Genomic DNA, 26,977 nt, shown 5'->3' with positions numbered 1-26,977 from the left:
CTTTGTCGGCTCATGTCAGCCGTCTCGACCCGGCGGTTCAGGTCACGTGGACGGCGCGCCTACTGACCACAATCTACCATCTGGGGTACCTGGTACAGATTGGATCGATCTCGTCCGTCAACTGATCGAAAATGACCCCACTCCTTGCGGAATTCCGGCGATTGATGAGCAGATCGCGATTCTGCTATTGGACGTCGTTGACGATGCGCCGCCCGTCGAGGCTCCGATGCCGTGCTGGAACGACAGACCATTTGGCAAGGGACGCCCGCCCAAATGTATCCGAATTTACGATTTTGCCGCAGCATCTGAAAGCCCCTCAGCTACATCAAACTTCTCACTGCACACGTAGTGCATACGAAAGCCAGTGAGCAAAGCCCGCTCCGCCTTCAAGACGGGCTCGACGAGGCAGAGCGGGCTTTGCTCCAGCGCGTCTAAAGGCCCTTCCAGCGCAACAGCCGCATGGCGTTGGCCGTCACCAGAACCGTCGCTCCGGTATCGGCCAGGATGGCGGGCCAAAGGCCGGTGATGCCGACTACGGTCGTCACCAGGAACACCGCCTTTAGCCCCAACGCCATGGTGATGTTCTGCTTGATGTTGGTCATGGTCGCCTGAGACAGCCTTATCATCGCGGCGACGTCGCCGACGCGGCCATGCAGCACCGCCGCATCTGCCGTCTCCAGGGCGACATCGGTGCCGCCGCCCATGGCAATGCCGATGTCGGCGGCGGCGAGCGCCGGCGCATCGTTGATGCCGTCGCCGACCTTGGCGACCGTCAGCCCCTGCCCTTTCAACTCGCCGACGATGCGCTGCTTGTGCTGCGGCAGCAGCTCGGCGCGCACCTCGATGCCGAGTTGCCTGCCGATCGCCGACGCCGTGCGCTGGTTGTCGCCGGTCAGCATGACAGTCCTGATGCCGGCGTCGGTCAAAGCCCTTAGGCCGGCCATTGCGTCCGGCCGGGGCTCGTCGCGCATGGCGATGAAACCGGCCAGCATATCGTCGATGAGCAGCACCGATACCGACTTGCCTTCATCGTTGAGTTCGGCGATGCGGGCCGCCTGATCGGCCGGCAGCGCGGCCTTTTCGCCGGCAGCGATCGGCGAGCCCAGGAACACGTTCTTGCCGCCAACACGGCCGACGACACCCTTGCCGCCTAGCGCCCTGGCTTCCGCCGCCTGCGGCACCGGCACACGGTCAGCCCTGGCCTTTCGCAGGATCGCCAGCGCCAGCGGATGACTCGACCCGGTTTCGAGTGCGGCCGCCAGCGACAGCACGTCGTTTTCACTGACGCCGACCGCCATGACATCGGTCACCACGAGCTTGCCTTCGGTCAGCGTTCCGGTCTTGTCGAGGGCCACGGCGGTGACCTTGCCGAGGCCTTCCAGCACAGCACCTCCCTTCATCAGCAGACCGCGTCTGGCGCCGGCCGAAAGCGAAGCCGCGATGGCCGCCGGCACCGATATGACGAGAGCGCAGGGACAGCCGATGAGCAACAGCGCCAAGCCCTTGTAGATCCATTCGTTCCAGTCGCCGCCGAAGGCCAGCGGCGGGACGACTGCGACCAGAGCCCCCACGGCGACAACGGCAGGCGTGTACCAGCGCGAGAAGCGGTCGATGAAGCGTTCCGTCGGCGCTTTGCTCTCCTGCGCCTCCTCGACCAGCTTGACTATGCGGGCAATGGTGTTGTCGGACGCCGCCGCCGTCACGGTGATGCGCAACACGCCGTCGCCATTGATGGTGCCGGCGAACAATTCGGCGTCGACGCCCTTGCGGACCGGCACGCTTTCCCCCGACACCGGCGATTCATCGATGGCGCTTTCGCCCTCGATGATCTTGCCATCGGCTGGAATGCGATCGCCCGGCCGCACCAGAATGACGGCGCCGACCTTCAGGGCACCGGCCGGAACGTCGCGAGTGGCGCCATTCTCCTCCAGCAGGGCCGTCTTGGGCACCAGCGTGGTCAGCGCCTGGATGCTGGAGCGCGCCTTGCCGGCGGCGACCCCTTCCAGCAACTCGCCGACCAGAAACAGGAAGACCACGGTCGCGGCTTCCTCACCGGCGCCGATGATGACGGCGCCGACGGCCGCGACGGTCATCAGCATTTCGATGGTGAAGGGGATGCCGGCGAGCGCGGCCATCACCGCCCGCCGTGCAATCGGCACCAGGCCGATCAGCATGGCGGCAATGAAAACCCATACGCCGGTGGCCGGCCAGACGGTGTGAACCGCAAAAGCCGCGGCCAGCGCAACACCGCTGGCGATGGTCAGGTGGCCCTTGGCGCAGTTCCACCACGGGCCCGAGGCCGGAGCATGATCGTGGCCGGTGAGGCCAGAGTGATCGTGGCCAGCGTGGTCATGATCGTCGTTGGCGCCGTGCGCGGCCGGCTTGGCATTCTGTCCGGCCTTGAGCTGAGCCACGGAATAGCCGAGGCCCGTCACCTTTTTCTCGATCGCGGCGAGGTCACTTTCCGCCCTATGCCTGATGGTCATGGTGCCAGATGTGACCGAGACGTTCACGTCCTCGACGCCATGCATGCGCCGCACGGCGCCATCGATTTTCGTCGCGCAGCCGGCACAATCCATGCCTTCGACGCGATAGCGGGTTTGGGCGGCGGTTGCAGCCATCGTCTCACTCCTTGAACCGTTCCAGCGCCACGCTACATTCTCTAGCGACTAGAGGAGCAAGCGAAAATTGATGAGCAGTGTCCCGATTGGCGAAGCGGCCCGACAGAGCGGCGTGAAAGTTCCGACCATCCGCTACTATGAGCAGATCGGTTTGCTGCCCGAGCCGAACCGCAGCGACGGCAACCGCCGGCTCTATGAGACGAGCGACTTGCGCCGGCTGGCCTTTATCCGCCATGCCCGAGAGCTGGGGTTCGAGATCGAAGCCATCCGCACCCTGCTGACGTTGCAGGACAATCCCAGCCAGCCCTGTGCCACCGCCGATACCATTGCGCAGGCGCGGCTGGCCGACGTGGTTCAGCGGATACGCAGCCTCACCGCATTGAAGGCCGAGTTGGAGATCATGGTCGAAGGCTGCCGGCACGGAAAGGTCGGCGAATGCCGCGTCATCGAGGTGCTGGCGGACCACAGCCAATGCGAACATGCCCGGCATTGATTGCCGAACTGGTGCTACCCGAATGACGCAGCTCACATCCACCCTCACCTGCCCCGATTGCGGACACCGGGCCGTCGAAACGATGCCAGGCGATGCCTGCCAGTTCTTCTACGAGTGCAAGGGTTGCGGGACGTTGCTTCGCCCGAAGGCGGAGGATTGCTGCGTTTTCTGCTCCTACGGAGATGTGCCGTGTCCGCCGGTCCAGGAGGCGCGTGCGGAAGGGCGCCCAGCGGCCTGCGGCGACGCGGGTTGTCGGGATTGACGAGATCGTGCCAGGCCATTCCGGGCGGTCCTGATGTCGCAGCATCTGGCAATCACGGGCTTGGGACTTGCAAAAGTAGCGCTTTGCGATCAGCCTGAGCGGATCATGGCCCGGCTTTCGCCAAAACATCTGCTCGTCATACTGCTCGCGGTCTTCCTGACCGCGGGGTTCAGCCTGTCTGCAGTTCAGGCCAGCGTCATGTCGGCAAGGATGGCAATGACAGCGGGCGATGGCATGACCATGTCGTCCGATACCGGCATGGCCAAGATGGCCGATGGCGCCATGGCCGGCGATTGCAAGGCTTGCCTCAAGGATGCCAGCGGCAGTGACAATCCGATGCATTGTCCGCCGACGTGCATTGCGCCGGTGCTTGCGGTGCTGCCTCAGGGTCTCGCCATAGCGGTGGTTCCCAGGCTGCGGCAGCCGCCGGCGCTACCCGCCCCGTTCCTGTGCGGGCGAAGTTCCCTGCCCGACCCTTACCCTCCCAGACCCAGCGCCTGATGCCGATTCAGCCGTCTTACGGCTGATCCCCGGCGCCTGATCGCCTGCGCGCAACGAAGTGCCGCAGGCACGCATGGCAATCCAGTTGATGTCGGCATGCCCGCCATCGATCGAGATCGCAAAGGGCTACAAGGGTGAATGACGATTTCCATTATTCCATATCCCGCCGGGGGTTTCTCGCGGCGGTCGCCAGCGTTGCCGTATCCGCGTCGACGCGTCCCGGGCGCGCGTCTGCCGTGGACGAACGCCTGATCAAGGTCGCGCCGAACAAGGTGCGGTTCACTGGCCCGAACGGCCCAGCCACGTCCGCATGGGCTTATGACGGCACTGTCCCCGGCCCGGCGCTGCGGCTCAGGCAAGGCCAGCCGGTTCGCATTACTGTCGAGAACGGGCTGGAGGAGGACACCACGGTCCATTGGCATGGCATCCGCCTGTCGAATGGCATGGACGGTGTGCCGGGCCTCACTCAACCGCCGATCAAGCCGGGGACGAGCTTTGTCTACGAGTTCACGCCGCCCGACGCCGGCACTTTCTGGTACCATCCGCATGCCGATAGCCTCGTGCAGCTCGGCCGCGGCCTTGCCGGCGCCCTCATCGTCGAGGAGCGCGAGCCCGTCGCCGTCGATCGCGACCTTCTTTGGCTGCTGCAGGACTGGCGGCTTGCTTCCGACGGGCAGATCGCCGGTGGCTTCGGCAGTGCCATGGACGCGTCGATGTCTGGCCGCGTCGGCAATGTCGTCACCATCAACGGCACGGTGCCGGCCGACCAGAGCGTGAAAGCCGGCGAGCGCGTCAGGCTGCGGCTCGCCAATGGCTCGCTCGCCCGCATCATGGCGCTGCGCTTCGAAGGCCATCGCCCGGTCGTTGTCGCCATCGACGGTCAGCCCTGCGACCCGCATGAGCCGGAGGGTGGCCGTCTGCTGCTGGCGCCGGCCATGCGCATCGACATCGTGCTCGACATGCAGGGCGACCCCGGCAGCCGCCACGCTGTGGTCGACGATTTTTATGACGGCCTTGCCTACACGCTGACAAACCTTGCCTACGACAACGCGACGCCGCTGCGCGCCCATCCTCTCGACGCGCCTGTCGGCCTGCCGCGCAATCCCTTGCCCGAACCCGACCTCGCCGGGGCCGAGCGCCAGCAGATCGTGTTGCAAGGCGGCATGATGGGCGGCGGCAAGCTCGCCGGCGTCGGCGGCATGATGGGCATGGCGACGCCCGGCATGAATGGCGGCGCTGCCTGGGCGATCAACGGCATGTCGATGACCGGCGACGGCCATGCCGGCATGATGCCGCAGTTCACGCTGAAACGCGGCGCCACTTGTCATCTCACCATGCGCAACGAAACCGCGTGGTGGCATCCCATGCACATCCACGGCTTCAGCATGCTGGTGCTTTCGCGCAACGGTTCGCCGGTGCCGCACCGGCAATGGCAGGACGCGGTGCTGCTTGCCCCCAAGGACACGGTCGAATGCGCCTTCGTCGCCGACAATCCCGGCGACTGGATGCTGCACTGTCATATCGTCGACCACCAGATGGCCGGCCTCATGACCGTCTTCCGAGTAACCTGATTTCTTCGCCAACCGCTGAACCTTTTCGTCAACCAGATCTACCAATCAACCAAGGAGAACTGCACATGAAACCGACCTACGCCTTCGCCGCCTTCGCGGTCGCGATAGCAATGCCCCTACCCGCTGTCGCGGCGACGATCAATGCGGTGATGTACAAGAACCCGCAATGTAGCTGCTGCGAATCCTACGCCAACTATCTGGAGCACAATGGCTTCAAGGTCGAGATCAAGGCCGTCAACAATCTTTCGCAAATCAGCAGCGATGCCGGCGTGCCGGCCGATCTCGAAGGCTGCCACACGTTGATGGTCGACGGCTATGTCGTCGACGGCCTGGTGCCGGTCGATATCGTCAGGAAGCTTTTGACGGAACGGCCCGCCATCACCGGCATCACGCTGGCTGGGATGCCGACCGGCGCGCCAGGCATGGGCGGCGAGAAGGACGGAACCTGGACGATTTACGCTTTCACCAAGGACGGCAAAGCACCCACCGTCTACGCCACGGAGTAGGGACACCGCGATGTTGACGAACATGTCAGATTGCCCCGCCAAGACCTGGCTGGCCATGACGTTCGTGTCCGTAGCCGGCTTTCTTGTCCTGCTGGTTCTGGTGCTCGCCGTCGCAGCACTCGCAAGATATGTACTGACGGGACGTCGACCCAATAGACCGGGTGCATCATGACCAGCGGTGACGTTCAATCCGATGCGGGACCGCCGGCCATCCGGCGCGCTGCGCTACGACGGCTGCTGGTCGTCCTGCCTGTGATGGGTTTCGCCGGGCTCGCCATCGTGCTCGCCTGGGGGCTCACACGCAACGCATCGGATATTCCATCGGTGCTGATCGACAAGCCGGTGCCCGAGTTCAGCCTGCCGCCGGTCCAGGGCCGCACGCTTGGCCTGTCTAGCAGCGACCTGCGGGGCGAAGTTTCGCTGGTCAACGTCTTCGCATCCTGGTGCCTGGCCTGCCGCGAGGAGCATCCTGTGTTCGTGCAACTAGCGACAAGCAAGACGGTGCCGCTGCATGGACTCAACTACAAGGACAGGCCTGATGACGCCGCACGATGGCTCGACACGATGGGCGATCCCTACACACGCACCGGCGCGGACCTGAACGGCCGCGTCGCCATCGACTGGGGTGTCTACGGGGTACCGGAAACCTTCGTGGTGAGCGCCGATGGCCGCATCGCCTACAAGCACATTGGCGCGGTTACGGAAGAGGCGCTTGAGAAGACGATTCTGCCGCTCGTCGAGCGCCTGAGAGCCGAGGCGAAGGAGCGGCGACCATGAAGATGCTCGCTCTCGCCCTCTTCGGCGCCTTGCTCGCGGTGACGCAGCCCGCATCGGCCGTCGAGCCGCCGCAGAACTTTGTCGTTCACGAGGCTCCCGTCCCCGTGCCGGAAATCCGGTTTGAGGACGCCGACGGTCGGCCGAAAACGCTTGCGGATTTCCGTGGCAAGGTCGTGCTGCTCAACATCTGGGCGACATGGTGCGCTCCCTGTCGAAAGGAAATGCCGACGCTCGACCGGCTGCAGGCCAAACTTGGCGGGCCGGACTTCGCGGTCGTCGCGCTGTCGATGGACCGTGGCGGCCCGGACAAGGTGAAAAACTTCTTCACCGAGATCGGCATCGAGCACCTTGCCCTCAACATCGACACATCGGGCAAGGCGATGTTCACGCTCGGCGCGCTCGGCCTTCCCTTGACATTGCTGATCGACCGCAAAGGCAAGGAGATCGGTCGGCTGATCGGCCCCGCCGAATGGGATTCACCCGAAATGGTCGCGTACATCCGCAGGTATCTTGCCGCCAACTGAGAAAGGACCCGATAGATGACCACGACAGAACTCACCCAAACCAGACAGGCCTCGCCCGGACGCGATGCCACCATCCGCCACACTCTCGGCGGTCGACGTGGCCTGATCGCTGCCGGCGCGGCCATTGCCATCGCCGGCCTCGCGTTCAACTGGACATGGCTGGTCGCCGCCGGAATTGCGCCGCTGCTGCTCAGCGTGTTGCCCTGCGTTGCCATGTGCGCGCTTGGCCTGTGCATGAGCCGGATGACCGGCCGGTCATGCTCGACCGAGGACGTCGCCCAAAAACGCGACGGGGACAGCGATGGCGCCAAGGCAGTGCCCATCAATCTGAAAGGCAATGGTTGATGTTCGTCCGGGCCCAAGGCGAGCCACAGGCTCTCTCTCCGGCTTTGGGGATGCGCTTGCTGCGCAGCCTGATCGCTCTGACGGCGCTGATCTCCGGCTTTGTCCACGGCGCGCAAGCGCACTCGCTGGATGAAGTCGACGCCATGCTTCAGGGCGACGAGAAGTATTTCCAGCCGATCGACAAGCCGGCGCCCGATTTCACGCTGCGCACCGCCGACGGACGAGTCGTGCGGCTGGCCGATCTCAGCGGCAAGGTCGTCGTGCTCCACTTCATCTACACATCGTGCCCGGACGTGTGCCCCCTGCACGCCGAGAAGATTGCCGAGATTCAGGCCATGGTGAACGGCACGCCGATGAAGGGTCAGGTCGCCTTTGTTACCATCACCACCGACCCGACCCGAGACACGCCGGACGTGCTGCGCGACTACGGACCAGCGCACGGGCTCGATCCTGTGAACTGGCTGTTCCTGACCACCAACCAAGGTCAGTCGGAGGACTCGACCCGCAAGCTGGCGGAAGCCTTCGGCCACAAGTTCACCCTGTCGGATGACGGCTATCAGATGCACGGCATCGTCACCCATGTGATCGACAAGGAGGGCCGTTGGCGGGCGAATTTCTACGGCCTGAATTTCGCGTCGGTCAATCTCGTCACCCTGGTCAACGCGCTGACCAACAACATCGAGCGTCCGCACGATGAACCGGAAGAAGGCTGGCTGGCTAAACTAAAGAACCTCTTTTGACGCATTTTTCACCGGCGGCAGGCCGACAGCGGGCCGCCCCACGGATGGCAAGGAGAGACGCATATGATCACAAGCGCGAAACAGGCAAGTCGATACGAGGGCGGGCTTGTCCGCGCCCTTCTGCTTGCCGGCGTGACAGGATGGCTCTTGCTCGGCCTTCAAGGCGCGCAGCGACCGGCGAGCGCGGGCGGCGAAATGTCCCAGGACCAGTTCGACCAGCGGGTGCACGACTATATCCTCGCGCATCCGGAGGTCGTCATGCAGGCGCTGCAAAGTCTGGATGCGCGCCAGCGCGAGGCCGAGGCGGCAGAGGCAAAGGCGGCACTCACGTCGCGAGCCGACGACATCTTCCGCGACAAGCAGAGCCCCGTCGGTGGCAACGCGCAGGGCAACGTCACCCTGGTCGAGTTCTTCGACTACAACTGCCCCTATTGCCGCCAGGTGGCACCGATCATGGCGCAAGCCGTGACCGACGATCCGCAGCTCAGGATCGTCTACAAGGAATTTCCCATCCTCGGCCCGGATTCGGTGTTCGCGGCCAAGGCGGCGCTCGCGGCCGAGCGGCAAGGCAAATACGCGGCGTTCCACAAGGCACTGCTCGGCGCCAAGACAAGGGTGACCGAAGCGATCGTGCTCAAGGTTGCGGCCGAGGTCGGCCTCGACGTCCCGCGCCTGAAGACCGACATGCAGCATCCCGACATCCAGGCGTCGATAGACCGGAACGCGGAACTGGCGCAGGCGCTAAAGATCACCGGAACACCGGGATTCGTCGTCGGCGACCAGATTTTCCCTGGCGCTACTGATCTCGCAACAATGAAGAAACTGATCGAGCAAGCACGGGCCTTGCAGAAATGAGGCACGCACCAGCAACCGGGAACAGCTGAATGCCCGAACTCTCCAACATCGGCGTGCTGACCGCGTTCGCGGCGGGCATCGTGTCGTTTCTCTCGCCCTGCGTGCTGCCGCTGGTGCCGGGCTATGTTTCCTATGTCGCCGGCCGGACGCCCATGGACGGGCCTGCCGACCGGATGGCCCGCTTGTCAGCGGCAGCCCTGGGCCTCTGCTTCGTGCTCGGATTCTCGACTGTCTTCATCGTGCTGGGCGCCAGCGCCACCGCGCTCGGCCGGTTGCTGCTCAGCTACCGCGTCGAGCTCAACCTCGTCGGCGGCGCCATCGTCATCCTGTTCGGACTCTTCCTGATCGGGCTCGTCCGCCCGGGCTGGATGATGCGCGAAGCGCGGTTTCACGCCGCCGCTCCGGGTGGACGCGCGATGTCCGCTTACGCTCTCGGCCTTGCCTTTGCCTTCGGCTGGACACCTTGCATCGGTCCGATCCTCGGCTCGATCCTGACCGTGGGTGCGGCCTCGGCAACGGTCGCCGATGGCGTTGCCCTGCTTGCCATCTATTCGCTTGGCCTTGGTGTTCCCTTCCTGCTTGCCGCCTTGTTCACCGACGGCCTCGTGCGGCGGCTGAAGGCGATGCGCCAGGCGGGTCGTCTGCTGCAGCCGGCGGCCGGTGGCATCATGGTGGTCATGGGGCTCGCCATGATCACCGGACGGATGTCGACATTCTCGTTCTGGCTGCTGGAGCAATTTCCCATTTTCACGCGCATCGGCTGAGGCCGGGAAAGGAATTAGCCATGATCCGGACAATGTGCCCAAACAGACGAATGGTTGCTCTCGGTGTTTTTGGCTTGGCGACGGTTACCGGCTTTCTCAAGGAATCGGATTTGGCGATCGCCGCCGAGGACACCAGCTTGGCGAGCCGCTTCAAAGACCTTAGCGAAAATGGCAACAGCACCTGTTCGGGCACGTTCACGGAGTCGATCGCAACAATGCCGAGCACGTCGCGGATCAAGGGGTCATGTTGCAGCCCGATGGAAATGAAGCGCTATGTCGAGCAGGTGAATGGCCTGACCAAATACCGCGACATCGCCATGATCCCGAGCGATCCATACGATATCCCGTCGGGCATCGCGCAGAAGGTGATGCCTTACTACGATGTGAAGCTCACCAGCACCGAACAGAAGGCCTACGACTATGCGATGGCCAAATCCGAAGAGAAAGGTCCGTGTTGCTGCCAATGCTGGCGCTGGAAGATGTATGGCGGGCTGGCGAAATACCTGATCCATGAACGCGGCTTCACCGGCGAGCAGATCGTCGATGTGTGGGACCTCTCCGACGGCTGCGGCGGCGGTATGTAACAGTAAGACGGCGCTGGCAGCCGCAATCTCGCGCTGCCTGCCATTGATGAACTCCTTCGCCGATAACCCGCAGGTGCAGATTGCCTGCCGGGCGGCGGCGCGCCAGATAGGCACATGGGTTCCCGCATGGCGATTGCCGTAGCGGGTGCTGCGATGTATTATTACCGGCCGGCCGTCGATGCTATGCAATCCGGGTGCCGGCAGGGAGGAACAGCCATGTTACGCTCAATTTCACTTGCGCTTTTCTTGTCGGTCATCCCAGCAACTGCTTTTGCGAATTCATGCCCGACCATCATGGCCGCGATCGACGCGGCGCTGCCGACCGCGACCCTCTCGGAGGCCGATTTGGCTAAGGTCAAAGACCTGCGAGCCCAAGGCGAGAAATTGCATGCCGCCGGCGATCATGCAGGATCGGAGGCCGCGCTCAACGAAGCCAAGAAGATTCTCAGCATGTAGTCAGGACCAACGCGGCTTTCGTGGCCGCGTGCCGACTTGTCCGTTCGTCTCGACTTCACGCGTCACGGTGTCACCGTGGACGACGTCGTGGTCATCCAGGCAGACCCTGGTTTGCTCCTGCGGTTGCTGTCGCAGCGGTTTTGGCTTGCCTGCCGTTCAAGCAATGCCGCGACCGCTCATCAGGAGAACCCTGAGCCGTGGTCACCGGAAGACCGGCAACGGATTCACAGCCACTTCGAAACGATCATCATCAAGACGAGATAGCGGCCGACTTTCGCGACCGTGACAATGGCCAGAAAACTCCAGAACGGCTCTCTCAGCACTCCGGCAGCCAGCGTCAGCGGATCACCGATCACCGGCATCCAGCTGGCCAGCAATGACCATCGTCCGAAGCGTCGATACCAGTCGGCCGCCGAACCGAGCCGGGCGGGCGTGACAGGAAACCAGGGGTAAGACTGAAATCGGAGGAGGCCGCGGCCAAGGCCCCAATTAACAACCGACCCCAGGACGTTGCCGACCGAGGCGGCGGCCAGGAGCGCCCATGGCTGGTAGGTGCCGCGCAGCAGCAAGGCCGCGAAGACACCTTCGGACTGGGCGGGCAGAATGGTGGCGGCAACCAGTGCGCTCAGGAGGAGGCCGCCATAGGCGAGAATATCGCCCAATTCGACTAGCGCCGCCGTCTCACCTGGCGTTCCTTTTCAGCCAATCGGCCGCGCCGGCGAGGATCAAACGAGCCCGAGTCCTTCATTTCAAAATTCCTTCCCAAATGCGAACGGTGCTTTACTCTTGAGGGGTCCAGCCGCCGGAAGGTCAAGCGCAAAACGCCTGCGCCCTGCTCATCTGAATCGTAACGGCGTGTTGACCTTCCAGTAGCTGGAAGGCAGCCTATCTTCCTTGCAGAAGGAGATTTTCAACCATGAACATCGGCATCGCATCCGAGCAATCCGGCCTGCCGTCGAAGACCATACGCTACTACGAGGATATCGGCCTTGTGCGCCCGGCCCGGACGGGTAATGGCTATCGAGACTATTCGGTGGCCGACATCCACCGCCTGCGGTTTCTGCAGCGCTCGCGCAGCCTGGGGTTTTCGGTCGACGAGTGCCGCCAGCTGCTGTCGCTCTATCATGACAAGGAGCGCGAGAGCGCCGACGTCAAGGCAATTGCGCAAGCCAGGCTGGTGGAGATCGACAGGAAGATCGCCGAACTGGTCGGATTGCGCCATCTGCTGCATCACCTGGTCGAGCATTGCCACGGCGACGAGCGGCCGGACTGTCCGATCATCGACGAACTGGCAGGACAACGCATGGTGCAGTGAAGCGAACCGCCTCCGCCGCGATGCTGGCGCCTCTGCGGTGGTGGTGGCCGCAGCCAGCGGCGACGCGATAGTCAAGGCCAGTCCTTGATGAAGGAGATGGCGGCCGCCGCCAAAACGATCGCGGGGATGTTTGACGGCAAACTGGCCTATGACGCCGCAGCCTTCAAGGCGACGGCGGAAACCATCCGCGCCCACACCGGCCCTGCCCTGATTGCCGAATTCCCGAGTGCGACACTGGGAGCTCCTTCGGGCGTCAGGCCGGATATCGATCTGGCTCGCCCGGAGTTCGAGGCGTTGGCCCGTCATATCGGGACGCTGGCGAGCGCACTAGCCGCGGACGCCGAGCAGGCGCCAGCCGGCATCACCAACGATATCCGCATGGGTTCCGGCCTGGTGATGGGCTTGGCAAGCGGCCGGGCGTGTCCGAAGCCGATCCCGCCAAACTTCCGGCGGAGCACCTTCTGCATCTTATCCTGCAGGATTGCTCAAGCTGTCATTCGAAGTATCCGGCAAAAGGTGCAGTGAACGGACTGCTGCGGGTCGCGTTGCATACACTTAAATTCGTTTGTGCTAATGTATTTCCAGCCATGCACAGTCACGCATGACGAACATTGGGAGGATGCGATGAAAACCATGAATCGCAGATCTGCAATTGCCCTCGGTATGACGGCTGCCGCGGTAACGCCTCTGTTCACCCTGGCGACATCTGCCAAGGTCAAGGAATACGGTCCGACTGAAGGCAAGGAGCTAGCGCCGGGCGTCAGGGTGGTGGAGGTCGGCACAGGAAACTCCGATATTCCCGCCTACAAGAGCATCGCGATTGTCGACATAGTCTTTCAGCCCGGAGCCGTGGTTCCCGCGATGGTGATGGACAACGACATGGTATGCACGATTGTTTCCGGTGAATTCACCATCAAGAAGGTGGACAAGGAATTCAAGCTCAAGGAAGGCGACATGTACACCTGCGCCAAGGGCAAGACCGACGAGGCGACGAATACAAGCGCAGTGGTCGGCGTGCATCGCCTCGCCGTCCTGATACCTGCCTAGCGCATGACCCCGATCCGAAGGTCCCGCGTCAGAGAATATCGGAATCGATTTTTTGCTTCGCTGACCTCGATTCGGAAAGGATTCAGCTGGCAACGCCCGCTTGAAACTCTCGCCGCCTCGACCCCAGCAGCTTTCCGCTGACTTAAGTGATTTCGCGCGATTTTCCTAGCCGCAGCGACTAGCGCTCCCGCAACGCCAGTTGGCACTTGCGTCGTCTCCTTGACTGCTGGCGAGGCGGTGGACCCCCTTCCCCCATCCAACACCTATGCTTCTGCTCGCATGGATTGTCTTTGGCGGCAACGCAACCAGGAAATCCACAGCGCTCGTTCGGTCTGCTTTAGGGTTGCTCGCCGGATGCGCTGCTCGTTCCTAGTCCTGATCGCTTGCCGGATGATAGCTGGGCAGGTCGGCCCACTCGCGATTTGTGAAGTGGGCGGTAGGATCAATTTCCGGTACAGCAACCAACCGCTCGATGAGGGCTCGTGTTCGAATGCGTAGGCCTGTCGCGTAGCTGGCGGCCCACGCGCCGAAGCGTGTCTCCAAGGCCTTTGCTCGGTTGTGGTTGGCAGCGTTGTGGACATTGGCATTGCTGGTCATCTGTCTCTCCCGTGTTTGCGCCACAGCAGTTCGATCGGGGGAGTTTGATGGAGATGGGCACCGCAAGTCCCAAAGCCGGTGCCAAATTGGTCCAAAAAGATACAAAGGCTGGCGATGTCAGTCTGGCAGACCGGCCTTGCGCAGGCCATCAATAGTGCTCTGCCAGCGCTCACTATATCGATCGGCAATCCTTTCAATATCGGACATCCGCGTAAATGGGGCTTTGCGCAACAGCGTTGCAACGCCGGCATGTGCCTCATCCATCCGGCCGAGATGAGCGAAAGAGGCGACCAACGTCCAGTGAGCGCCGATCCATTCCCCGTTGGCGGCAAGGCTCCGTTGCGCCCACTCCAAAGCTTGCTCGAACTCGCCGCTCACGAGGTGCGAAAGCCCAACCCCCAAAAGGATTTCATAATTGTCCAAGGCCCCAGGTGCGATCTGCAGGGCATGCAGATAGCACTCGCGGCCGAACGCCAAGTCGCCCAGCATTACGTTACAAAAGGCGCACAAGGACAAGACAGTTGAGTTGTTCGGGTTTCCTGCCAAGGCCTGCCGCAGCATGACGAGGCTACGCCGCCCTTCGCGCCCCACGGACATGAACACCAAGGCCGATATCGCGGCGACCAGCGGGTCGTCGCCACCAGCATCTACCGCCCGCTCGGCGAGTTCGAGCGCGCGTCGTCGCTCCTCATTCGACAGGCCTTGGCCAAACGTTTCCTTCCGCTCGTAGGCCCACCCTGCATAGGCGAGTGCGATGGCAAAGGTGGGGTCAAGTTCTATGGCCTTTTCAAGAAGGCGAATGGCTTCGGCATTTACTTCTGGCGACGCACCGCGGAACAGCGGAAGCGCTCGGAGATAGAGATCGTACGCATCGAGACTGTCCGGGGGCTTCCGTCGTGCCCGCTGGATCTCGGCCTTGCGCACCTCGGGCTCGACCAGGCCCACGACAGCCTCGGTGATGCGATCTTGAAAATCGAACAGGCTTGTGACTTCGCCGTCGAAGTGGTCGGCCCACAGCTCAGTCGCCTCGGCGGCGTCGACGAGTTGTACGCTGACCCGCAGCCGGCTGTCGCGCCGGCGCACGCTTCCCTCAAGCACATAGCGCACTCCCAGGGCGCGGGCGACTTCCCGGCTGTCGGGCGACCGGCCCTTGTAGGCGAAGGCAGCGTTGCGTGCGACGACCGCGAAGGTTCTGAATCGGGACAGTGCGGTGATGATGTCTTCGAACATTCCATCGGCGAAGTATTCTTCTTCGCCGTCGCCAAGGTGGCTCTGGAACGGCAGGACCGCGATGGATGGGCGCAACGGCCGTAACAGCGAGGACCGGGCGATTGTGCGCGGCAACCGGTAACCAAGCCGGGGGACGGTCACGACCCACTCTTCGCCGTCCGGGGCTGGGCCCAGTGCCTTGCGCAGTGTCGCCATCTGCACCGAGAGATTGGCTTCCTCGACAATCATCCCCGGCCAGGCCTTGGCCATCAATTCGTCCTTGCTGACGGTCTGGCCTCCCGCCGCTAGCAGCGTATGCAGAAGCGCTATCCCGCGTTGGCCAAGGGCGACAATCTGTCCGTCCCGCCGCAGCAGTCCCGCGGCCGGATCGAGTTCGAACGGGCCGAAGATGAAAGTCTGTTCAACCACGATGAGATGCTATAGCCGCAACGGTCCATGGGCAATCGGCCATGTTTCCGGCAATCTGGCGGGCAGTTCTTGCGCTCGAACGCTACACGGATGCCGCGTAACGCCGCTTGCGGTGAGCGTAAGCGCACCACAAAGTGCAACGATGAAAACAGAGCCGGCCTACCGCCTCAACGCGTAGACGTTTTCCATGCTTTCGCCACCGATCGGCAGCGCCATGTCGTCGTCCAGCAGACGGGTGATGCGGGCAAATCCGGTGAAAGCCTTCCTCGCCTCCTCGGCCGACATGTTGCCGGACAGTGCTGCGGCGCAGCAATTCAGGGCGCACTGATAAACCGGTCCACGCCGTCCTGTTGGCCACTTACGCAAGAACACCATGGCTTCGGCAACGCTATCGACTTCCTGCACTGGGTATCCCTGCCCGGGCGCAATGCGCACAGGCGTGAAGAAATGCAAGCGATCCATATTTAACCTCCCGGCCGATCGCCTCCGCTCGATCGAACCCCATTAAACTCCCGGATGAGCATTTGGTTCCAGAAAAAAGTGGGCTGCGCATAAAAAATTTGGCGGAAAAAACGGGCAGCCTTCGGCCCTCGTAACAAAATCGGCGAAATCGAATCGTCGCTACTGCCATGAAAGCAGCAGCTTGCCCCTGCTGATAAGCGCGATTCTCATTGAATATCTTTAAGGCCAAAGCCGGCAAATGGATTGCTTGCCGGTTCCCCAACGGCAGGCATAGGCTGCGCAGCCATCGCGTGGAGGCGCGCGGCAAACCGGGGAGGACATAAGCATGACCATCCAAGGCGCATCGCCTGACCTGTACAATGAGGATCTCGCTCCGGCGAAGGTTCGAAACTGGGGACCGTTCTCGATCTTCAACGTCTGGACGTCGGACGTTCACAGCCTCTGGGGCTATTACCTGGCGGCAAGCCTGTTCCTGTTCTGCGGCGGGTTCGTCAATTTCATCATCGCCATCGGTATCGGCTCGCTGATCATCTACGTGCTGATGAACATGGTCGGCTATGCCGGCGTGAAGACCGGCGTGCCCTACCCTGTGCTGGCCCGCGCCTCCTTCGGCATCTGGGGCGCCAACATTCCAGCCCTGGTGCGGGCCATCGTCGCCTGCTTCTGGTATGGCGCACAGACGGCGGCGGCGTCGGGCGCGATCGTGGCGCTGCTGATCCGCTCGCAATGGTTCGACGACTTCAACCAGAACTCGCACTTCCTTGGCCATAGCGGCCTCGAAGTGATCTGTTTCGTCGTGATCTGGGCGTTGCAGCTTCTGATCATCCAGAAGGGCATGGAAACGGTGCGCCGCTTCCAGGACTGGGCCGGCCCGGCGGTGTGGGTGATGATGCTGATCCTGGCGATCTATCTCTGCGTCAAATCTGGGAGTTTCGACTTCACCAGCGACATCCCGATGGATGTGCTGCTTGAGAAGACCAAGGATGCGGGCGTTCCCGGCACGCCTGGCTCGTGGACGGCGCTGTTCGCGGTGGCGGCGATCTGGGTGACCTATTTCTCGGCGCTGTATCTCAACTTCTGCGATTTCGCCCGCTATGCGCCCGACAACGCCGCGCTGCGCAAGGGCAACATCTGGGGCCTGCCGGTCAACCTGATCCTGTTCTCGCTGGTCGCCGGCGTCACCACCATCGCCGCCTACGACGTCTACCATGAGGTGCTGCTGCACCCCGACCAGATCTCGGCGAAATTCGACAGCTGGTTCCTGGCGGCACTCGCGGCCTTGACCTTCGCGGTGGCGACGCTGGGCATCAATGTGGTGGCGAATTTCGTCTCGCCGGCTTTCGACTTCTCCAACGTCTTCCCGCGCCAGATCGACTTCAAGAAGGGCGGCTATATCGCAGCGGTGATCGCGCTGTTGCTCTATCCCTTCGCGCCATGGGACGGCGGTGCTGCGCATTTCGTCAACATCATCGGCGCGACGATGGGGCCGATCTTCGGTGTGATGATGGTCGACTATTATCTGATCCGGAAGGGCGAGGTTGATGTTGAGGCACTCTACCGGGAAGACGGCGAGTTCCGATTCCAGGGCGGCTGGCACGTCAATGCCTTCATCGCCGCCGGCATCGGCGCCATCTTCTCCTCGATCCTGCCCAACTTCACCAACTGGCTGCCGGCCTGGTGGGGCGTCTATGGCTGGTTCTTCGGCGTCGCCATCGCCGGCGCCATCTACTACGTGTTGCGCACGATGGCGCTGGGAGCCGGAGCGAAGACAGCGAAGGCTTGAAAAGTAATATCGTCAGGGGCGGTGCAAGCCGCCCCTCCTCTATCGACCGACCATCTCGGCCAATCTGCGCACCGTGTTCCAGTTGCGCGAGGTGCCGATGCCCAAGCGCTTGTGGCTTGTCGCTGCAATTAACCGCGAACTTGGTGTCGCGCGCGAAAAAACGATCCAGATATCGCCGCCGACCGCCTGCATTTTTTCGTCCTTGCCGACATAGGTCTGCAGTGTTGCAGCAGCCTCCGCCGGAACAGGCTTGCGCATCACCCGCACCGCCACCTGATCGGCGGCAGCAGCCGATTCGACCGGAAACGGATTGCTGGCGGCGAGCCTCAGCCAGTCATCCGCGCGGCGCACGATGATGTCGACATGGCGGCCGAAGGTTTTTTCGAACGCCGCCTCCAGCCGTTGCTCCAGCACCGGAATTTCCGTCGCTTTCGTCTCGAAGACCAGATTGCCGGTAGCCACCAGCGTGCGCGGGTTCTTCAGCCCCAGGCTTTCCGCCATCGCTCTGAGGTCGGCCATGACGACGCGCCGTCCCTCGCCCAGGATGATGCTGTAGAGCAGTGCGACATAGGTCTGCATGAGGCGCGGGACCCGGCTTGGCGCTACTATACCAGCCGCGACTGCTCCATCGCCGCCTCGATGAAGCTGGCGAACAGCGGATGCGGATCGAGCGGCCGGCTTTTCAGTTCCGGATGGTACTGCACGCCGATGAACCAGGGATGGTCGGGGTATTCGACCGTCTCGGGCAGCACGCCGTCGGGCGACATGCCGGCAAACACCAGGCCGCAATCCTCGAGCCGCTCCTTGTAGTCGACATTGACCTCGTAGCGGTGGCGGTGGCGCTCGGAAATCTGGGTGTCGCCGTAGATCTCGGCGATCTTCGACCCCTTGGTGAGCTCGGCCTGGTAGGCGCCGAGCCGCATGGTGCCGCCGAGGTCGCCGGTCTCCTTGCGCTTCTCCAGCATGTTGCCCTTCAACCACTCGGTCATCAGGCCGACGACCGGTTCCTTGCTCGGGCCGAACTCGGTCGAGGAGGCATGCTCGACGCCGGCCAGCGAACGCGCCGCCTCGATGCAGGCCATCTGCATGCCGAAGCAGATGCCGAAATAGGGCACCTTGCGCTCGCGGGCGAATTTCGCCGCCAGGATCTTGCCTTCCGAGCCGCGCTCGCCGAAGCCGCCGGGGACCAGGATGCCATGCACCTTTTCAAGCCACGGCGTCGGGTCTTCCTTTTCGAAGATCTCGCTTTCGATCCAGTCGAGCTTGACCTTGACGCGGTTGGCGAGGCCGCCATGCGAGAGCGCCTCGATCAGCGATTTATAGGCGTCCTTGAGGCCGGTGTATTTGCCGACAATGGCAATGGTCACCTCGCCTTCCGGATTGTGGATGCGGTCGGAGACCTTCTGCCAGGGCTCCATGCGCGGCTTAGGCGCGGGGTCGATGCCGAAGGCGGCGAGCACCTCGGAGTCCAGCCCTTCCTTGTGGTAGGCCATAGGCACGTCGTAGATGTGCGGCACGTCGAGCGCCTGGATGACAGCACTCTCGCGCACATTGCAAAATAGCGACAGCTTTCTGCGCTCTTCCTTGGGGATCGGCCGGTCGGCGCGGACCAAAAGGATGTCGGGCGCGATGCCGATGCCGCGCAGTTCCTTGACCGAATGCTGGGTCGGCTTGGTCTTCAGCTCGCCGGCCGTCGGGATGTAAGGCATCAAGGTCAGGTGCACATAGACGGCGTTGTTGCGCGGCAGGTCGTTGCCGAGCTGGCGGATCGCCTCCAGGAACGGCATCGCCTCGATGTCGCCGACGGTGCCGCCGATCTCGCACAGCACGAAGTCGTATTCGTCATTGCCGTCGAGGACGAAATGCTTGATCTCGTCGGTGACGTGCGGAATGACCTGCACGGTCGCGCCGAGATAGTCGCCGCGCCGCTCGCGCTCGATGATGTTCTTGTAGATGCGGCCGGTGGTGATGTTGTCCTGCTGGTTGGCCGAGCGGCCGGTGAAGCGCTCGTAATGGCCGAGATCGAGATCGGTCTCGGCGCCGTCGTCGGTGACGAAGACCTCGCCATGCTGGTACGGCGACATCGTGCCGGGGTCGACGTTGAGGTAGGGATCGAGCTTTTTGATGCGCGCGCGATAGCCTCGCGCCTGCAAGAGAGCCCCAAGGGCCGCTGCAGCGATGCCTTTTCCGAGTGAGGAAACCACGCCGCCAGTGATGAATACATATCGCGCCATGGGAGTCATCGCTTAACGCGGCCGGATTGATTCCGCCAGAGAAAAAACCGCCGCGAAGGCTTTTTCCAAGAAGGCGCGAAGCCCCGAGGGGCTAATAGTGTTCCTATCAAAACAAAAGGGCCGGCTGAGCCGGCCCTTTCGGCATTCCTTGTCAAACCGTCAGATGATGACGACCTTGGTTGTTAGATAATGACGACCTTGGTGCCGACCCTGACCCGGCTGTAGAGGTCCATGACGTGCTCGTTGATCATGCGGAAGCAGCCATTGGAGGCGCTGGTGCCGATTGACTGCGGCGCGATGGTGCCGTGGATGCGCAGGTGCGTGTCCTTCTTGCCGTCATACAGGTAGATGGCGCGCGCGCCGAGCGGGTTCTCGCCGCCGCCGGGCATGCCGTCCTTGTACTGGCCATAGTGCTTCGGCTCGCGCTTCTGCATATCGAGCGTCGGGATCCAGCGCGGCCATTCCTGCTTGTCGCCGACCGCAACCGTGCCCTTGAACTGCAGGCCTTCGCGGCCGACCGCAATCGCGTAGCGGCGTGCAGTGAAAGCCGATTCGACCAAATAGAGGCGGCGGGCACTGGTGTCGATGACGATGGTGCCCGCAGCGTAGCCGGTGAATTCCACTTCCTGCGGCACGAATTCCGGCTTCACCTTGAACTGCTTCTTGGCTTCCTTCTTGGCGAGCACCTGATCGAGCGCCCGCGTCTCCGGCAGCAGCGACATCGACGAGGACGACGTGCCGCCGAACAGGCCGGCGAAGAGCCCGATGTTGCGCGGCTTCTGGCCGGGCGCTTCGCTGCGCAACTCGCCGTTGTTGCCGGCCAGCGCCACGTTCATCGCCTCGGCCGGGAGCGGTTCTGCGGACTGGATTGGCGCGATCGGCTGAACCAGCTCGATGATCTTGACGGTCTTCTTGCCCGGCTTGGCGTCCGCCACCTTGGTTTCCGCAGCCTGGCCTTTCTTGGCCAGGAATGCCTGGCGTTCCGCGCCAGCCTTGGCCTTGGCCGCGTCGCGCATCGCCAGCTTCCTGGCCTCGAGCGCCTTGGCGCGGGCGGCTTCCTTGTCGGCCGCGATCTTGGCTTCGAGCTTGCTGATCTGAGCCAGATCGTCGGCGCTCGGATTTTTCTTCTTCTTGAGAAGCTTCAACTGCGCCGTATCGCTTTTGGCGGCGGCGACATTGATGACATCGGTCTTTCCAACCGACTGCTGTGAAACCATTGCCGGTGTGCCGGCGACGGCGGCCGAACTCATGCCGAGTACGGCGCAAAACCCCAGGAGAATGAAGCTGCGAAGCTGCATGGCGAAGATCCGATCGTTCAATGCTTGTTGCCCACGGCGTCGCCCGGCGCCCCCCAAGGACGCCGAAAGTGCCGCGCGCAATCTATAATCGATTAGCCACGGGCGCCTCAAGCGCGCCATGGAGCTACGCTCGGTTGAATCTTCGTGATCGTGCGGCATTTGCCGCGACTGTGTTCAAACGACAACAGATCGTGGCATCAAGAGGCCTGTTCCACGCCGATAGACCTGTTCCACCGATAGAATCGGGATGGGGCTCTATCTTTTTGTTTGAGCATGATTCCGCTTTTCGGGATCATGCTCTGCCGGCTACTGGTTCGGAACCTGCGGAGTGACCGGCAAGGTGACGCCATTGGCCGCCGGTGGGGTGGCCGGAGTCGCGGGCGCCGACGCGGCCGGAGCGGTCGCGGGAGGCGTCGCCGCAGCATCGTTGCCGGAGGGCGGCGTCGGCGCGGTGCTGCCGGCGGGAGCCGCCGGCGCTGTGGTGCCTGCAGGCGCCGTGGTGCCCGGCAGCTGGTTGAGCACGCCCTTGCCCGCATTGTCGGAGGATGCCGGAGCGCGGTCGAGGATGTCGATCGGCTTTTCGCCATAGCGGGCAAGGATCGACAATGTCAGCGAAGTGACGAAGAAGGCGGCCGCCAGGATCGCCGTTGCCCGCGTCAGCGCGTTGGCTGCGCCGCGCGCGGTCATGAAACCGGAACCGCCGCCGATGCCAAGACCGCCGCCTTCGGAGCGCTGCAGCAGCACCACGCCGACAAGCGCGAGCACGACCATAAGGTGGATGACGATCAGTACGGTTTCCATAGTTTATCCTGGCAAGGCCTTGCGCGGCCGCGAAGACGACCGGTGATTTGGAGGCGGCTCCTTACAATGCTTTAACGGCATTTCCAAGCCCGTGGCCGGAATATGGGAAGCATTGCAGTCTTTGCAACGATTTCGCCAGCGCGCCCAGGCCGGCAATGAACCGCCTGGTTACGCGATGTTCAAATAAGCCTCGGCGATGCCAAGAAAGTCCGCCGCCTTCAGGCTGGCGCCGCCGACCAGCGCGCCGTCGACATTGTCGATGCCGAGCAGCTCAGCAGCGTTGGAGGGCTTGACCGAGCCGCCATAGAGAATACGCATCCGTGCCGCGGCATTGCCGAGCAGTTCCACCAGCTTTGCGCGGATATGGGCGTGGGCCTCGGCGACGTCGGCGGCGGTCGGCGTCAGGCCGGTACCGATCGCCCAGACCGGCTCGTAGGCAATGATGGTGTTGGCGGCAGTGGCGCTCGGCGGCACCGAGCCGGCGACCTGACGCGACAGGACTTCGAGCGTCGTGCCGGCCTCGCGTTCGGCACTGGTCTCGCCGATGCAGATGATCGCCACAAGGCCGGCGCGCCAGGCCGCGGAAGCCTTGGCCTGGACCAGGGCATCGTCTTCGCCGAGATCGGAGCGGCATTCGGAATGGCCGACGATGACGTGGCTGGCGCCGGCGTCCTTCAACATCTCCGCCGAAATCCGCCCCGTATAGGCGCCGCTCTCCTTGGGATGGCAATCCTCGCCGCCGGTTCGCACCGGGGTGCGCGACAGGATCTCGGCGGCGTGCGCAAGCAAGGTCGCGGGCACGCAGACCACGGCTTCCGTCTCGGTGTCGAGTCCGCTCATGAAGCCGTTGCCGATCGTCCTCAGCTCGTTCAGCGAGGCGCTGGTGCCGTTCATTTTCCAGTTGCCGGCGACGAGCGGGCGGATTCCAGGCGTCATGGGCTTTGTTTCTCCGGGCGACATTGGGCTCCCGCCCTCACTATCAAAATCAGGCCACAAAGCAATCGACAGTGGACTGGAAGGGCGCTATTGCGCTTGTTTCAGACTGGGGCGCACGCGAAATGCGCATAAATCGGAAGTATGCATGCTTGGTATCTTGAGAAACGCGGCGGGCACCTGGGTCGCGAAGGCGCTGCTGTCCCTGCTGGTGGTGAGTTTCCTCGCCTGGGGCGCTACCACTCGGATGGTGGATGGCATGCTGGGCGGCCACCACGCGGTGATCACCGCAGGTGGCACGACCGTTTCGATCAACGAATATCGCCTCGCCTATGATCGCCAGGTCAGCGTCATGTCTCAGCAATTCGGCCAGCGCATCACGCACGAGCAAGCAAAGGCGCTCGGCATTGACAATCAGGTGCTGGCCCAGCTCGTTTCGGGCGCCGTCCTCGACGAGCAGGCCCGCAAGCTCGGGCTTGGCCTCTCCAAGGACCGGCTTGCCGAACTCACGCGCGAAGACCCGGCCTTCAAGGGGCCAGGCGGCCAGTTCGACCGCAGGACGTTCGAATACCTGCTGCGTGAGGTCGGCATGCGGCCCGAAGACTATCTGAAGAACCGCGCCCAGGTGGCGGTGCGTCAGCAGATCGTCGAGGCGGTTTCGGACGGCCTCAAGGCGCCGCAAACCTTCCTCAGGGCGGTGGCGCTCTATCGCGGCGAGGACCGCACGGTCGACTACCTGACGTTGCCGAAGACGCTGGTCGAGCCGATCGAGGCGCCGTCCGAAAGCGTGCTCTCGGCCTATTTCGATGCCAGCAAGAAAGCCTATGCGGCGTCGGAATACCGCAAATTCTCCTATGTCAGGCTCGAGCCGCAGGACATCATGGATCTCAGCGCCGTGACCGACCAGCAGATCAGCGACGATTACAACAAGGACAAGTCGCGCTACACCACGCCTGAAATGCGCACCATCGAACAGCTTGTGTTCCAGTCGCCCGACGCGGCCAAGGCAGCGCTGGACTCGCTGAAGACCGGTGCGACCTTCGACAAGATCGTCACTGCCGAGGGCAAGACGCAGGCCGATACGCTGCTCGGCACGCTGGCCAAGGACAAGATCGCCGACAAGGCCGTTGCCGACGCGGCTTTCAAGCTTGCCGCCAATGAAGTCAGTCCGGTCGTCCAGGGCGCCTTCGGACCGGTGCTTTTGCGCGTCACCGACATCAAGCCGGAAGTGGTGAAGCCGCTTGCCGAAGTGTCCGAGCAGATCCGCAAGGACCTGGCGCTGGGCGAGGCAAGCCGCATCCTGCTGGATGTGCACGACAATTACGAAGATACGCGCGCCTCGGGCAGTTCGCTCGCCGACGCAGCCGCCAAGCTGAAGCTCAAGGTCGTCACCATCGATGCGATCGACCGCACCGGCCTGCGGCCCGACGACACGATCGTCAAGGATCTGCCGGAATCGGCCGAGCTGATCAAATCGGTGTTCGCCGCCGAGCCCGGCGCCGAGAATGAGGGCCTGACCACCGCCGACAACGGTTTCGTGTTCTACGAGGTCGGATCGATCACGCCGGCCCGCGATCGCACGCTGGACGAGGTCCGCCAGAAGGTGGTGGCCGACTGGACGGCGGCGGAGACGACGAAGCGGCTCACCGCCAAGGCCAACGAACTGGAGAAGCGGCTCAAGGCCGGCACCACACTCGATGTCATCGCCGGCGAACTCAAGCTCGAGAAGCAGACCAAGCGCGGCGTCAAGCGCGAGGCGGACGACGTCGATTTCGGCAAGGAGGGTGCGGCAGCGATGTTCGGCGTCGGTGAAGGCGGAACCGGGCTGATCCCCTCGCCCACCGGCGAAGGACAGGTACTGTTCAAGGTCGCCGAAGTGTTCGAACCGGCCGGCGCCGATGCCAGCTCGGTGCCGGACGACGCGCAGAAATCCTTCACCGCCGGCATGTCGGACGATCTGCTCGATCAACTGGTGGCGCAGTTGCAGACGCAATACGACGTCCGCATCGACCAGGCCGCCGTTGCCCAGGCGCAGGCCAGATGAGCGCGCTGAAGACCCACATCGCCAAGGTCGCGGGCGGCACACCGCTTTCGTTCGACGAGGCGCGCGAAGCCTTCGACATCATCATGTCGGGCGATGCGACGCCCGGCCAGATCGGCGGCTTCCTGATGGCGCTGCGCGTGCGCGGCGAGTCGGTGACCGAGATTTCCGGCGCCGTCGCCACGATGCGTGCCAAGATGCTGCGCGTCGACGCTCCGCACGGCGCCATCGACATTGTCGGCACCGGCGGCGACAATTCGCACTCGGTCAACATCTCGACCGGGTCGGCCTTCGTCATCGCCGGCAGCGGCGTGCCGGTCGCCAAGCATGGCAATCGCGGCCTGTCCTCGCTCACGGGTGCCGCCGACGTCCTGACCGCGCTCGGCGTCAAGATCGACATCCCGCCGGAAACCATCGGCCGCTGCATCCACGAGACAGGCGTCGGCTTCATGTTCGCGCCGGCGCATCATCCGGCGATGAAGCATGTCGGCCCGATCCGAGGCGAACTCGGCACCCGCACCATCTTCAACCTGCTCGGACCGCTGTCCAATCCGGCCGGCGTCCTCAGGCAGATGGTCGGCGTGTTCCTGCCGGAATGGATCATGCCGGTCGCCGAAACGCTGAAGGCGTTGGGCGCCGACCATGCCTGGGTCGTGCATGGCGACGGCTATGACGAAATCACCACCACCGGGGAGACGCAGGTGGCGGAACTCGTCGGCGGCGAGATCCGTAGCTTCACGCTGACCCCGGAAGCGGTCGGGCTGAATCGCCACAGCAAGGACGAGTTGCGCGGCGGCGACGCCGCCTACAACGCCAAGGCCTTGCGCGACATGCTGGGCGGTGCCGCAGGCGCCTATCGCGATACGGTGCTGATGAATGCCGGCGCCGGGCTGGTGGTGGCGGGCAAGGTGACGACGCTTGCCGACGGCATGGCGAGCGCGGCGCAAGCCATCGACAGCGGCCGGGCGCTCCAGGTGCTCGACAGGCTGGTCGCAATTTCGAACGGATAGGCCCTTGTCCGACATCCTGCGCAAGATCGAGGCCTACAAACGCGACGAGATCGCCACAGCGAAGGCACGCATGCCGCTGGCCGAGATCAAGGCGCGAGCGAAGGACGCCGAAGCACCGCGCGGCTTTCTGGCAGCACTCGAGGCCAAGCGCAGAACGGGCGGCTTCGCCCTGATCGCCGAGATCAAGAAGGCAAGCCCCTCCAAAGGGCTGATCCGTGCCGACTTCGACCCACCAGCCCTGGCGCAGGCCTATGAGAAAGGTGGCGCCGCCTGTCTTTCGGTGCTGACCGACGCGCCGTCTTTCCAGGGCGCGCCGGAATTTCTCACCAATGCGCGCAAGGCCGTGTCTTTGCCCGCGCTGCGCAAGGATTTCCTGTTCGATCCCTATCAGGTCTATGAGGCTCGCGCCTGGGGCGCTGATGCCATTCTGATCATCATGGCCAGCGTCGATGATGCCCTGGCGAGCGAGCTTGAGGCGACGGCATTCGAGCTCGGCATGGATGCGCTGATAGAGGTGCATGACGAGGCCGAGACGCAGCGCGCGGTAGAACTGTCATCGCAGCTGATCGGCATCAACAACCGCAATCTGAGAACGTTCGAAACCAGTCTTGAAACCTCGGAGCGGCTGGCGGCGATGGTGCCGGCCGACCGGCTGCTGGTCAGCGAGAGCGGTATTTTCACCCATGACGATTGCCTCAGGATGCAACGGAGCGGCATCGGCAGCTTCCTCGTTGGCGAAAGCCTGATGCGGCAACGGGATGTCGCGGCGGCAACACGCCTGCTTTTGACAGGCAAGGCGCCGGCCGAGGCCATCTGACG

Annotated in this window: 30 protein-coding genes; 20 read left to right on the top strand and 10 right to left on the bottom strand. The window is 63.3% G+C overall.

Going from position 1 to position 26,977, the window contains the following annotated elements; translation table 11 throughout:
- Positions 1–431: 431 nt before the first annotated feature.
- The gene (locus tag ACSQ3Z_RS30580) at positions 432–2,621 is read right to left on the bottom strand and encodes a heavy metal translocating P-type ATPase (RefSeq protein WP_436174950.1); all 2,190 of its coding nucleotides are present in this window, start codon (positions 2,619–2,621) and stop codon (positions 432–434) included.
- A 70-nt stretch (positions 2,622–2,691) separates the two neighbouring features.
- On the opposite strand from ACSQ3Z_RS30580, the gene ACSQ3Z_RS30575 reads away from it, so the two are divergent.
- The 13 genes from ACSQ3Z_RS30575 (at position 2,692) to ACSQ3Z_RS30515 (ending at position 10,999) form a co-directional block, all read left to right on the top strand.
- On the top strand, positions 2,692–3,114 hold the full coding sequence (locus ACSQ3Z_RS30575) for a MerR family transcriptional regulator (protein ID WP_436174949.1): 423 nt from the start codon (positions 2,692–2,694) through the stop codon (positions 3,112–3,114).
- A gap of 22 nt (positions 3,115–3,136) precedes the next feature.
- Positions 3,137–3,376 carry a GDCCVxC domain-containing (seleno)protein gene (locus tag ACSQ3Z_RS30570; protein ID WP_436174948.1) on the top strand — a complete coding sequence of 80 codons (240 nt, stop codon included), beginning with the start codon at positions 3,137–3,139 and terminating at the stop codon, positions 3,374–3,376.
- A 105-nt stretch (positions 3,377–3,481) separates the two neighbouring features.
- Positions 3,482–3,877: a hypothetical protein gene (locus tag ACSQ3Z_RS30565; RefSeq protein WP_436174947.1), complete on the top strand. Its 396-nt coding sequence runs from the start codon at positions 3,482–3,484 to the stop codon at positions 3,875–3,877.
- A gap of 134 nt (positions 3,878–4,011) precedes the next feature.
- Positions 4,012–5,448: a multicopper oxidase family protein gene (locus tag ACSQ3Z_RS30560; RefSeq protein ID WP_436174946.1), complete on the top strand. Its 1,437-nt coding sequence runs from the start codon at positions 4,012–4,014 to the stop codon at positions 5,446–5,448.
- A gap of 65 nt (positions 5,449–5,513) precedes the next feature.
- Positions 5,514–5,954, top strand: coding sequence for a DUF411 domain-containing protein (locus ACSQ3Z_RS30555; protein WP_436174945.1), 441 nt, complete (start codon positions 5,514–5,516; stop codon positions 5,952–5,954).
- A 168-nt stretch (positions 5,955–6,122) separates the two neighbouring features.
- Positions 6,123–6,731 (top strand): DsbE family thiol:disulfide interchange protein, encoded by a 609-nt coding sequence (locus ACSQ3Z_RS30550; RefSeq protein WP_436174944.1) that lies wholly within the window; start codon positions 6,123–6,125, stop codon positions 6,729–6,731.
- Positions 6,728–7,255, top strand: a complete 528-nt coding sequence (locus ACSQ3Z_RS30545) for a TlpA family protein disulfide reductase (protein WP_436174943.1) — start codon at positions 6,728–6,730, stop codon at positions 7,253–7,255. The genes ACSQ3Z_RS30550 and ACSQ3Z_RS30545 overlap by 4 nt, the downstream gene beginning before the upstream one ends.
- 15 nt (positions 7,256–7,270) lie before the next feature.
- A complete protein-coding gene (locus tag ACSQ3Z_RS30540) occupies positions 7,271–7,600 on the top strand; it encodes a hypothetical protein (RefSeq protein ID WP_436174942.1) in 330 nt (109 codons plus the stop codon).
- Complete coding sequence (locus ACSQ3Z_RS30535; RefSeq protein WP_436174941.1) at positions 7,600–8,340, top strand: SCO family protein; 741 nt, start codon at positions 7,600–7,602, stop codon at positions 8,338–8,340. The genes ACSQ3Z_RS30540 and ACSQ3Z_RS30535 overlap by 1 nt, the downstream gene beginning before the upstream one ends.
- A 63-nt stretch (positions 8,341–8,403) precedes the next feature.
- On the top strand, positions 8,404–9,195 hold the full coding sequence (locus tag ACSQ3Z_RS30530; protein WP_436174940.1) for a DsbA family protein: 792 nt from the start codon (positions 8,404–8,406) through the stop codon (positions 9,193–9,195).
- Between the two features lie 29 nt (positions 9,196–9,224).
- The gene (locus ACSQ3Z_RS30525; RefSeq protein WP_436174939.1) at positions 9,225–9,959 is read left to right on the top strand and encodes a cytochrome c biogenesis CcdA family protein; all 735 of its coding nucleotides are present in this window, start codon (positions 9,225–9,227) and stop codon (positions 9,957–9,959) included.
- A 110-nt stretch (positions 9,960–10,069) separates the two neighbouring features.
- The gene (locus ACSQ3Z_RS30520) at positions 10,070–10,543 is read left to right on the top strand and encodes a hypothetical protein (protein WP_436174938.1); all 474 of its coding nucleotides are present in this window, start codon (positions 10,070–10,072) and stop codon (positions 10,541–10,543) included.
- 216 nt (positions 10,544–10,759) lie between these two features.
- Positions 10,760–10,999, top strand: a complete 240-nt coding sequence (locus ACSQ3Z_RS30515; RefSeq protein ID WP_436175190.1) for a hypothetical protein — start codon at positions 10,760–10,762, stop codon at positions 10,997–10,999.
- Positions 11,000–11,223: 224 nt separating this feature from the next.
- On the opposite strand, the gene ACSQ3Z_RS30510 is transcribed toward ACSQ3Z_RS30515, so the two are convergent.
- Positions 11,224–11,661, bottom strand: coding sequence for a YqaA family protein (locus ACSQ3Z_RS30510; protein WP_436174937.1), 438 nt, complete (start codon positions 11,659–11,661; stop codon positions 11,224–11,226).
- A gap of 254 nt (positions 11,662–11,915) precedes the next feature.
- Between ACSQ3Z_RS30510 and cueR the strand changes: the two genes are divergently transcribed.
- The 3 genes from cueR (at position 11,916) to ACSQ3Z_RS30495 (ending at position 13,361) form a co-directional block, all read left to right on the top strand.
- Positions 11,916–12,314: a Cu(I)-responsive transcriptional regulator gene (gene cueR / locus ACSQ3Z_RS30505; RefSeq protein ID WP_436174936.1), complete on the top strand. Its 399-nt coding sequence runs from the start codon at positions 11,916–11,918 to the stop codon at positions 12,312–12,314.
- Between the two features lie 96 nt (positions 12,315–12,410).
- On the top strand, positions 12,411–12,839 hold the full coding sequence (locus ACSQ3Z_RS30500; protein ID WP_436174935.1) for a cytochrome c: 429 nt from the start codon (positions 12,411–12,413) through the stop codon (positions 12,837–12,839).
- Positions 12,840–12,938: 99 nt separating this feature from the next.
- Positions 12,939–13,361, top strand: coding sequence for a hypothetical protein (locus tag ACSQ3Z_RS30495; RefSeq protein ID WP_436174934.1), 423 nt, complete (start codon positions 12,939–12,941; stop codon positions 13,359–13,361).
- 369 nt (positions 13,362–13,730) lie between these two features.
- Here the strand turns inward: ACSQ3Z_RS30495 and ACSQ3Z_RS30490 are convergent, their stop codons facing one another.
- From ACSQ3Z_RS30490 to ACSQ3Z_RS30480, 3 genes are all read right to left on the bottom strand, one after another.
- Positions 13,731–13,958 carry a hypothetical protein gene (locus ACSQ3Z_RS30490; RefSeq protein ID WP_436174933.1) on the bottom strand — a complete coding sequence of 76 codons (228 nt, stop codon included), beginning with the start codon at positions 13,956–13,958 and terminating at the stop codon, positions 13,731–13,733.
- Positions 13,959–14,075: 117 nt separating this feature from the next.
- Positions 14,076–15,596 carry a winged helix-turn-helix domain-containing tetratricopeptide repeat protein gene (locus tag ACSQ3Z_RS30485; protein WP_436174932.1) on the bottom strand — a complete coding sequence of 507 codons (1,521 nt, stop codon included), beginning with the start codon at positions 15,594–15,596 and terminating at the stop codon, positions 14,076–14,078.
- A gap of 159 nt (positions 15,597–15,755) precedes the next feature.
- Positions 15,756–16,058, bottom strand: coding sequence for a DUF982 domain-containing protein (locus ACSQ3Z_RS30480; protein ID WP_192178741.1), 303 nt, complete (start codon positions 16,056–16,058; stop codon positions 15,756–15,758).
- Between the two features lie 325 nt (positions 16,059–16,383).
- Here ACSQ3Z_RS30480 and ACSQ3Z_RS30475 point away from each other — a divergent pair, with 325 nt between their 5' ends.
- Positions 16,384–17,841 carry an NCS1 family nucleobase:cation symporter-1 gene (locus ACSQ3Z_RS30475; RefSeq protein WP_436174931.1) on the top strand — a complete coding sequence of 486 codons (1,458 nt, stop codon included), beginning with the start codon at positions 16,384–16,386 and terminating at the stop codon, positions 17,839–17,841.
- A gap of 39 nt (positions 17,842–17,880) precedes the next feature.
- On the opposite strand, the gene ACSQ3Z_RS30470 is transcribed toward ACSQ3Z_RS30475, so the two are convergent.
- The 5 genes from ACSQ3Z_RS30470 to tpiA form a co-directional block, all read right to left on the bottom strand.
- Positions 17,881–18,420, bottom strand: a complete 540-nt coding sequence (locus ACSQ3Z_RS30470; RefSeq protein ID WP_436174930.1) for a DUF1697 domain-containing protein — start codon at positions 18,418–18,420, stop codon at positions 17,881–17,883.
- Positions 18,421–18,446: 26 nt separating this feature from the next.
- Positions 18,447–20,084: a CTP synthase gene (locus ACSQ3Z_RS30465; protein WP_436174929.1), complete on the bottom strand. Its 1,638-nt coding sequence runs from the start codon at positions 20,082–20,084 to the stop codon at positions 18,447–18,449.
- Between the two features lie 173 nt (positions 20,085–20,257).
- Positions 20,258–21,373, bottom strand: coding sequence for a L,D-transpeptidase family protein (locus ACSQ3Z_RS30460; protein WP_436174928.1), 1,116 nt, complete (start codon positions 21,371–21,373; stop codon positions 20,258–20,260).
- Positions 21,374–21,679: 306 nt separating this feature from the next.
- Positions 21,680–22,174: a preprotein translocase subunit SecG gene (secG, locus tag ACSQ3Z_RS30455; protein WP_436174927.1), complete on the bottom strand. Its 495-nt coding sequence runs from the start codon at positions 22,172–22,174 to the stop codon at positions 21,680–21,682.
- A gap of 168 nt (positions 22,175–22,342) precedes the next feature.
- Positions 22,343–23,110 carry a triose-phosphate isomerase gene (gene tpiA / locus ACSQ3Z_RS30450; RefSeq protein WP_436174926.1) on the bottom strand — a complete coding sequence of 256 codons (768 nt, stop codon included), beginning with the start codon at positions 23,108–23,110 and terminating at the stop codon, positions 22,343–22,345.
- A 145-nt stretch (positions 23,111–23,255) separates the two neighbouring features.
- Here tpiA and ACSQ3Z_RS30445 point away from each other — a divergent pair, with 145 nt between their 5' ends.
- From ACSQ3Z_RS30445 to trpC, 3 genes are read left to right on the top strand one after another with little or no spacing between them, the layout of a single operon-like run.
- The gene (locus ACSQ3Z_RS30445) at positions 23,256–25,151 is read left to right on the top strand and encodes a SurA N-terminal domain-containing protein (RefSeq protein WP_436174925.1); all 1,896 of its coding nucleotides are present in this window, start codon (positions 23,256–23,258) and stop codon (positions 25,149–25,151) included.
- Positions 25,148–26,158, top strand: a complete 1,011-nt coding sequence (trpD, locus tag ACSQ3Z_RS30440) for an anthranilate phosphoribosyltransferase (protein WP_436174924.1) — start codon at positions 25,148–25,150, stop codon at positions 26,156–26,158. Before ACSQ3Z_RS30445 ends, trpD begins: the two co-directional genes overlap by 4 nt.
- 4 nt (positions 26,159–26,162) lie before the next feature.
- Complete coding sequence (trpC, locus tag ACSQ3Z_RS30435; RefSeq protein ID WP_436174923.1) at positions 26,163–26,975, top strand: indole-3-glycerol phosphate synthase TrpC; 813 nt, start codon at positions 26,163–26,165, stop codon at positions 26,973–26,975.
- Positions 26,976–26,977 lie beyond the last annotated feature (2 nt).

The sequence above is a fragment of the Mesorhizobium sp. LjNodule214 genome (genome assembly GCF_964252735.1).
Lineage (GTDB): Bacteria > Pseudomonadota > Alphaproteobacteria > Rhizobiales > Rhizobiaceae > Mesorhizobium.
This window is presented reverse-complemented; position numbering and strand designations above follow the sequence as displayed.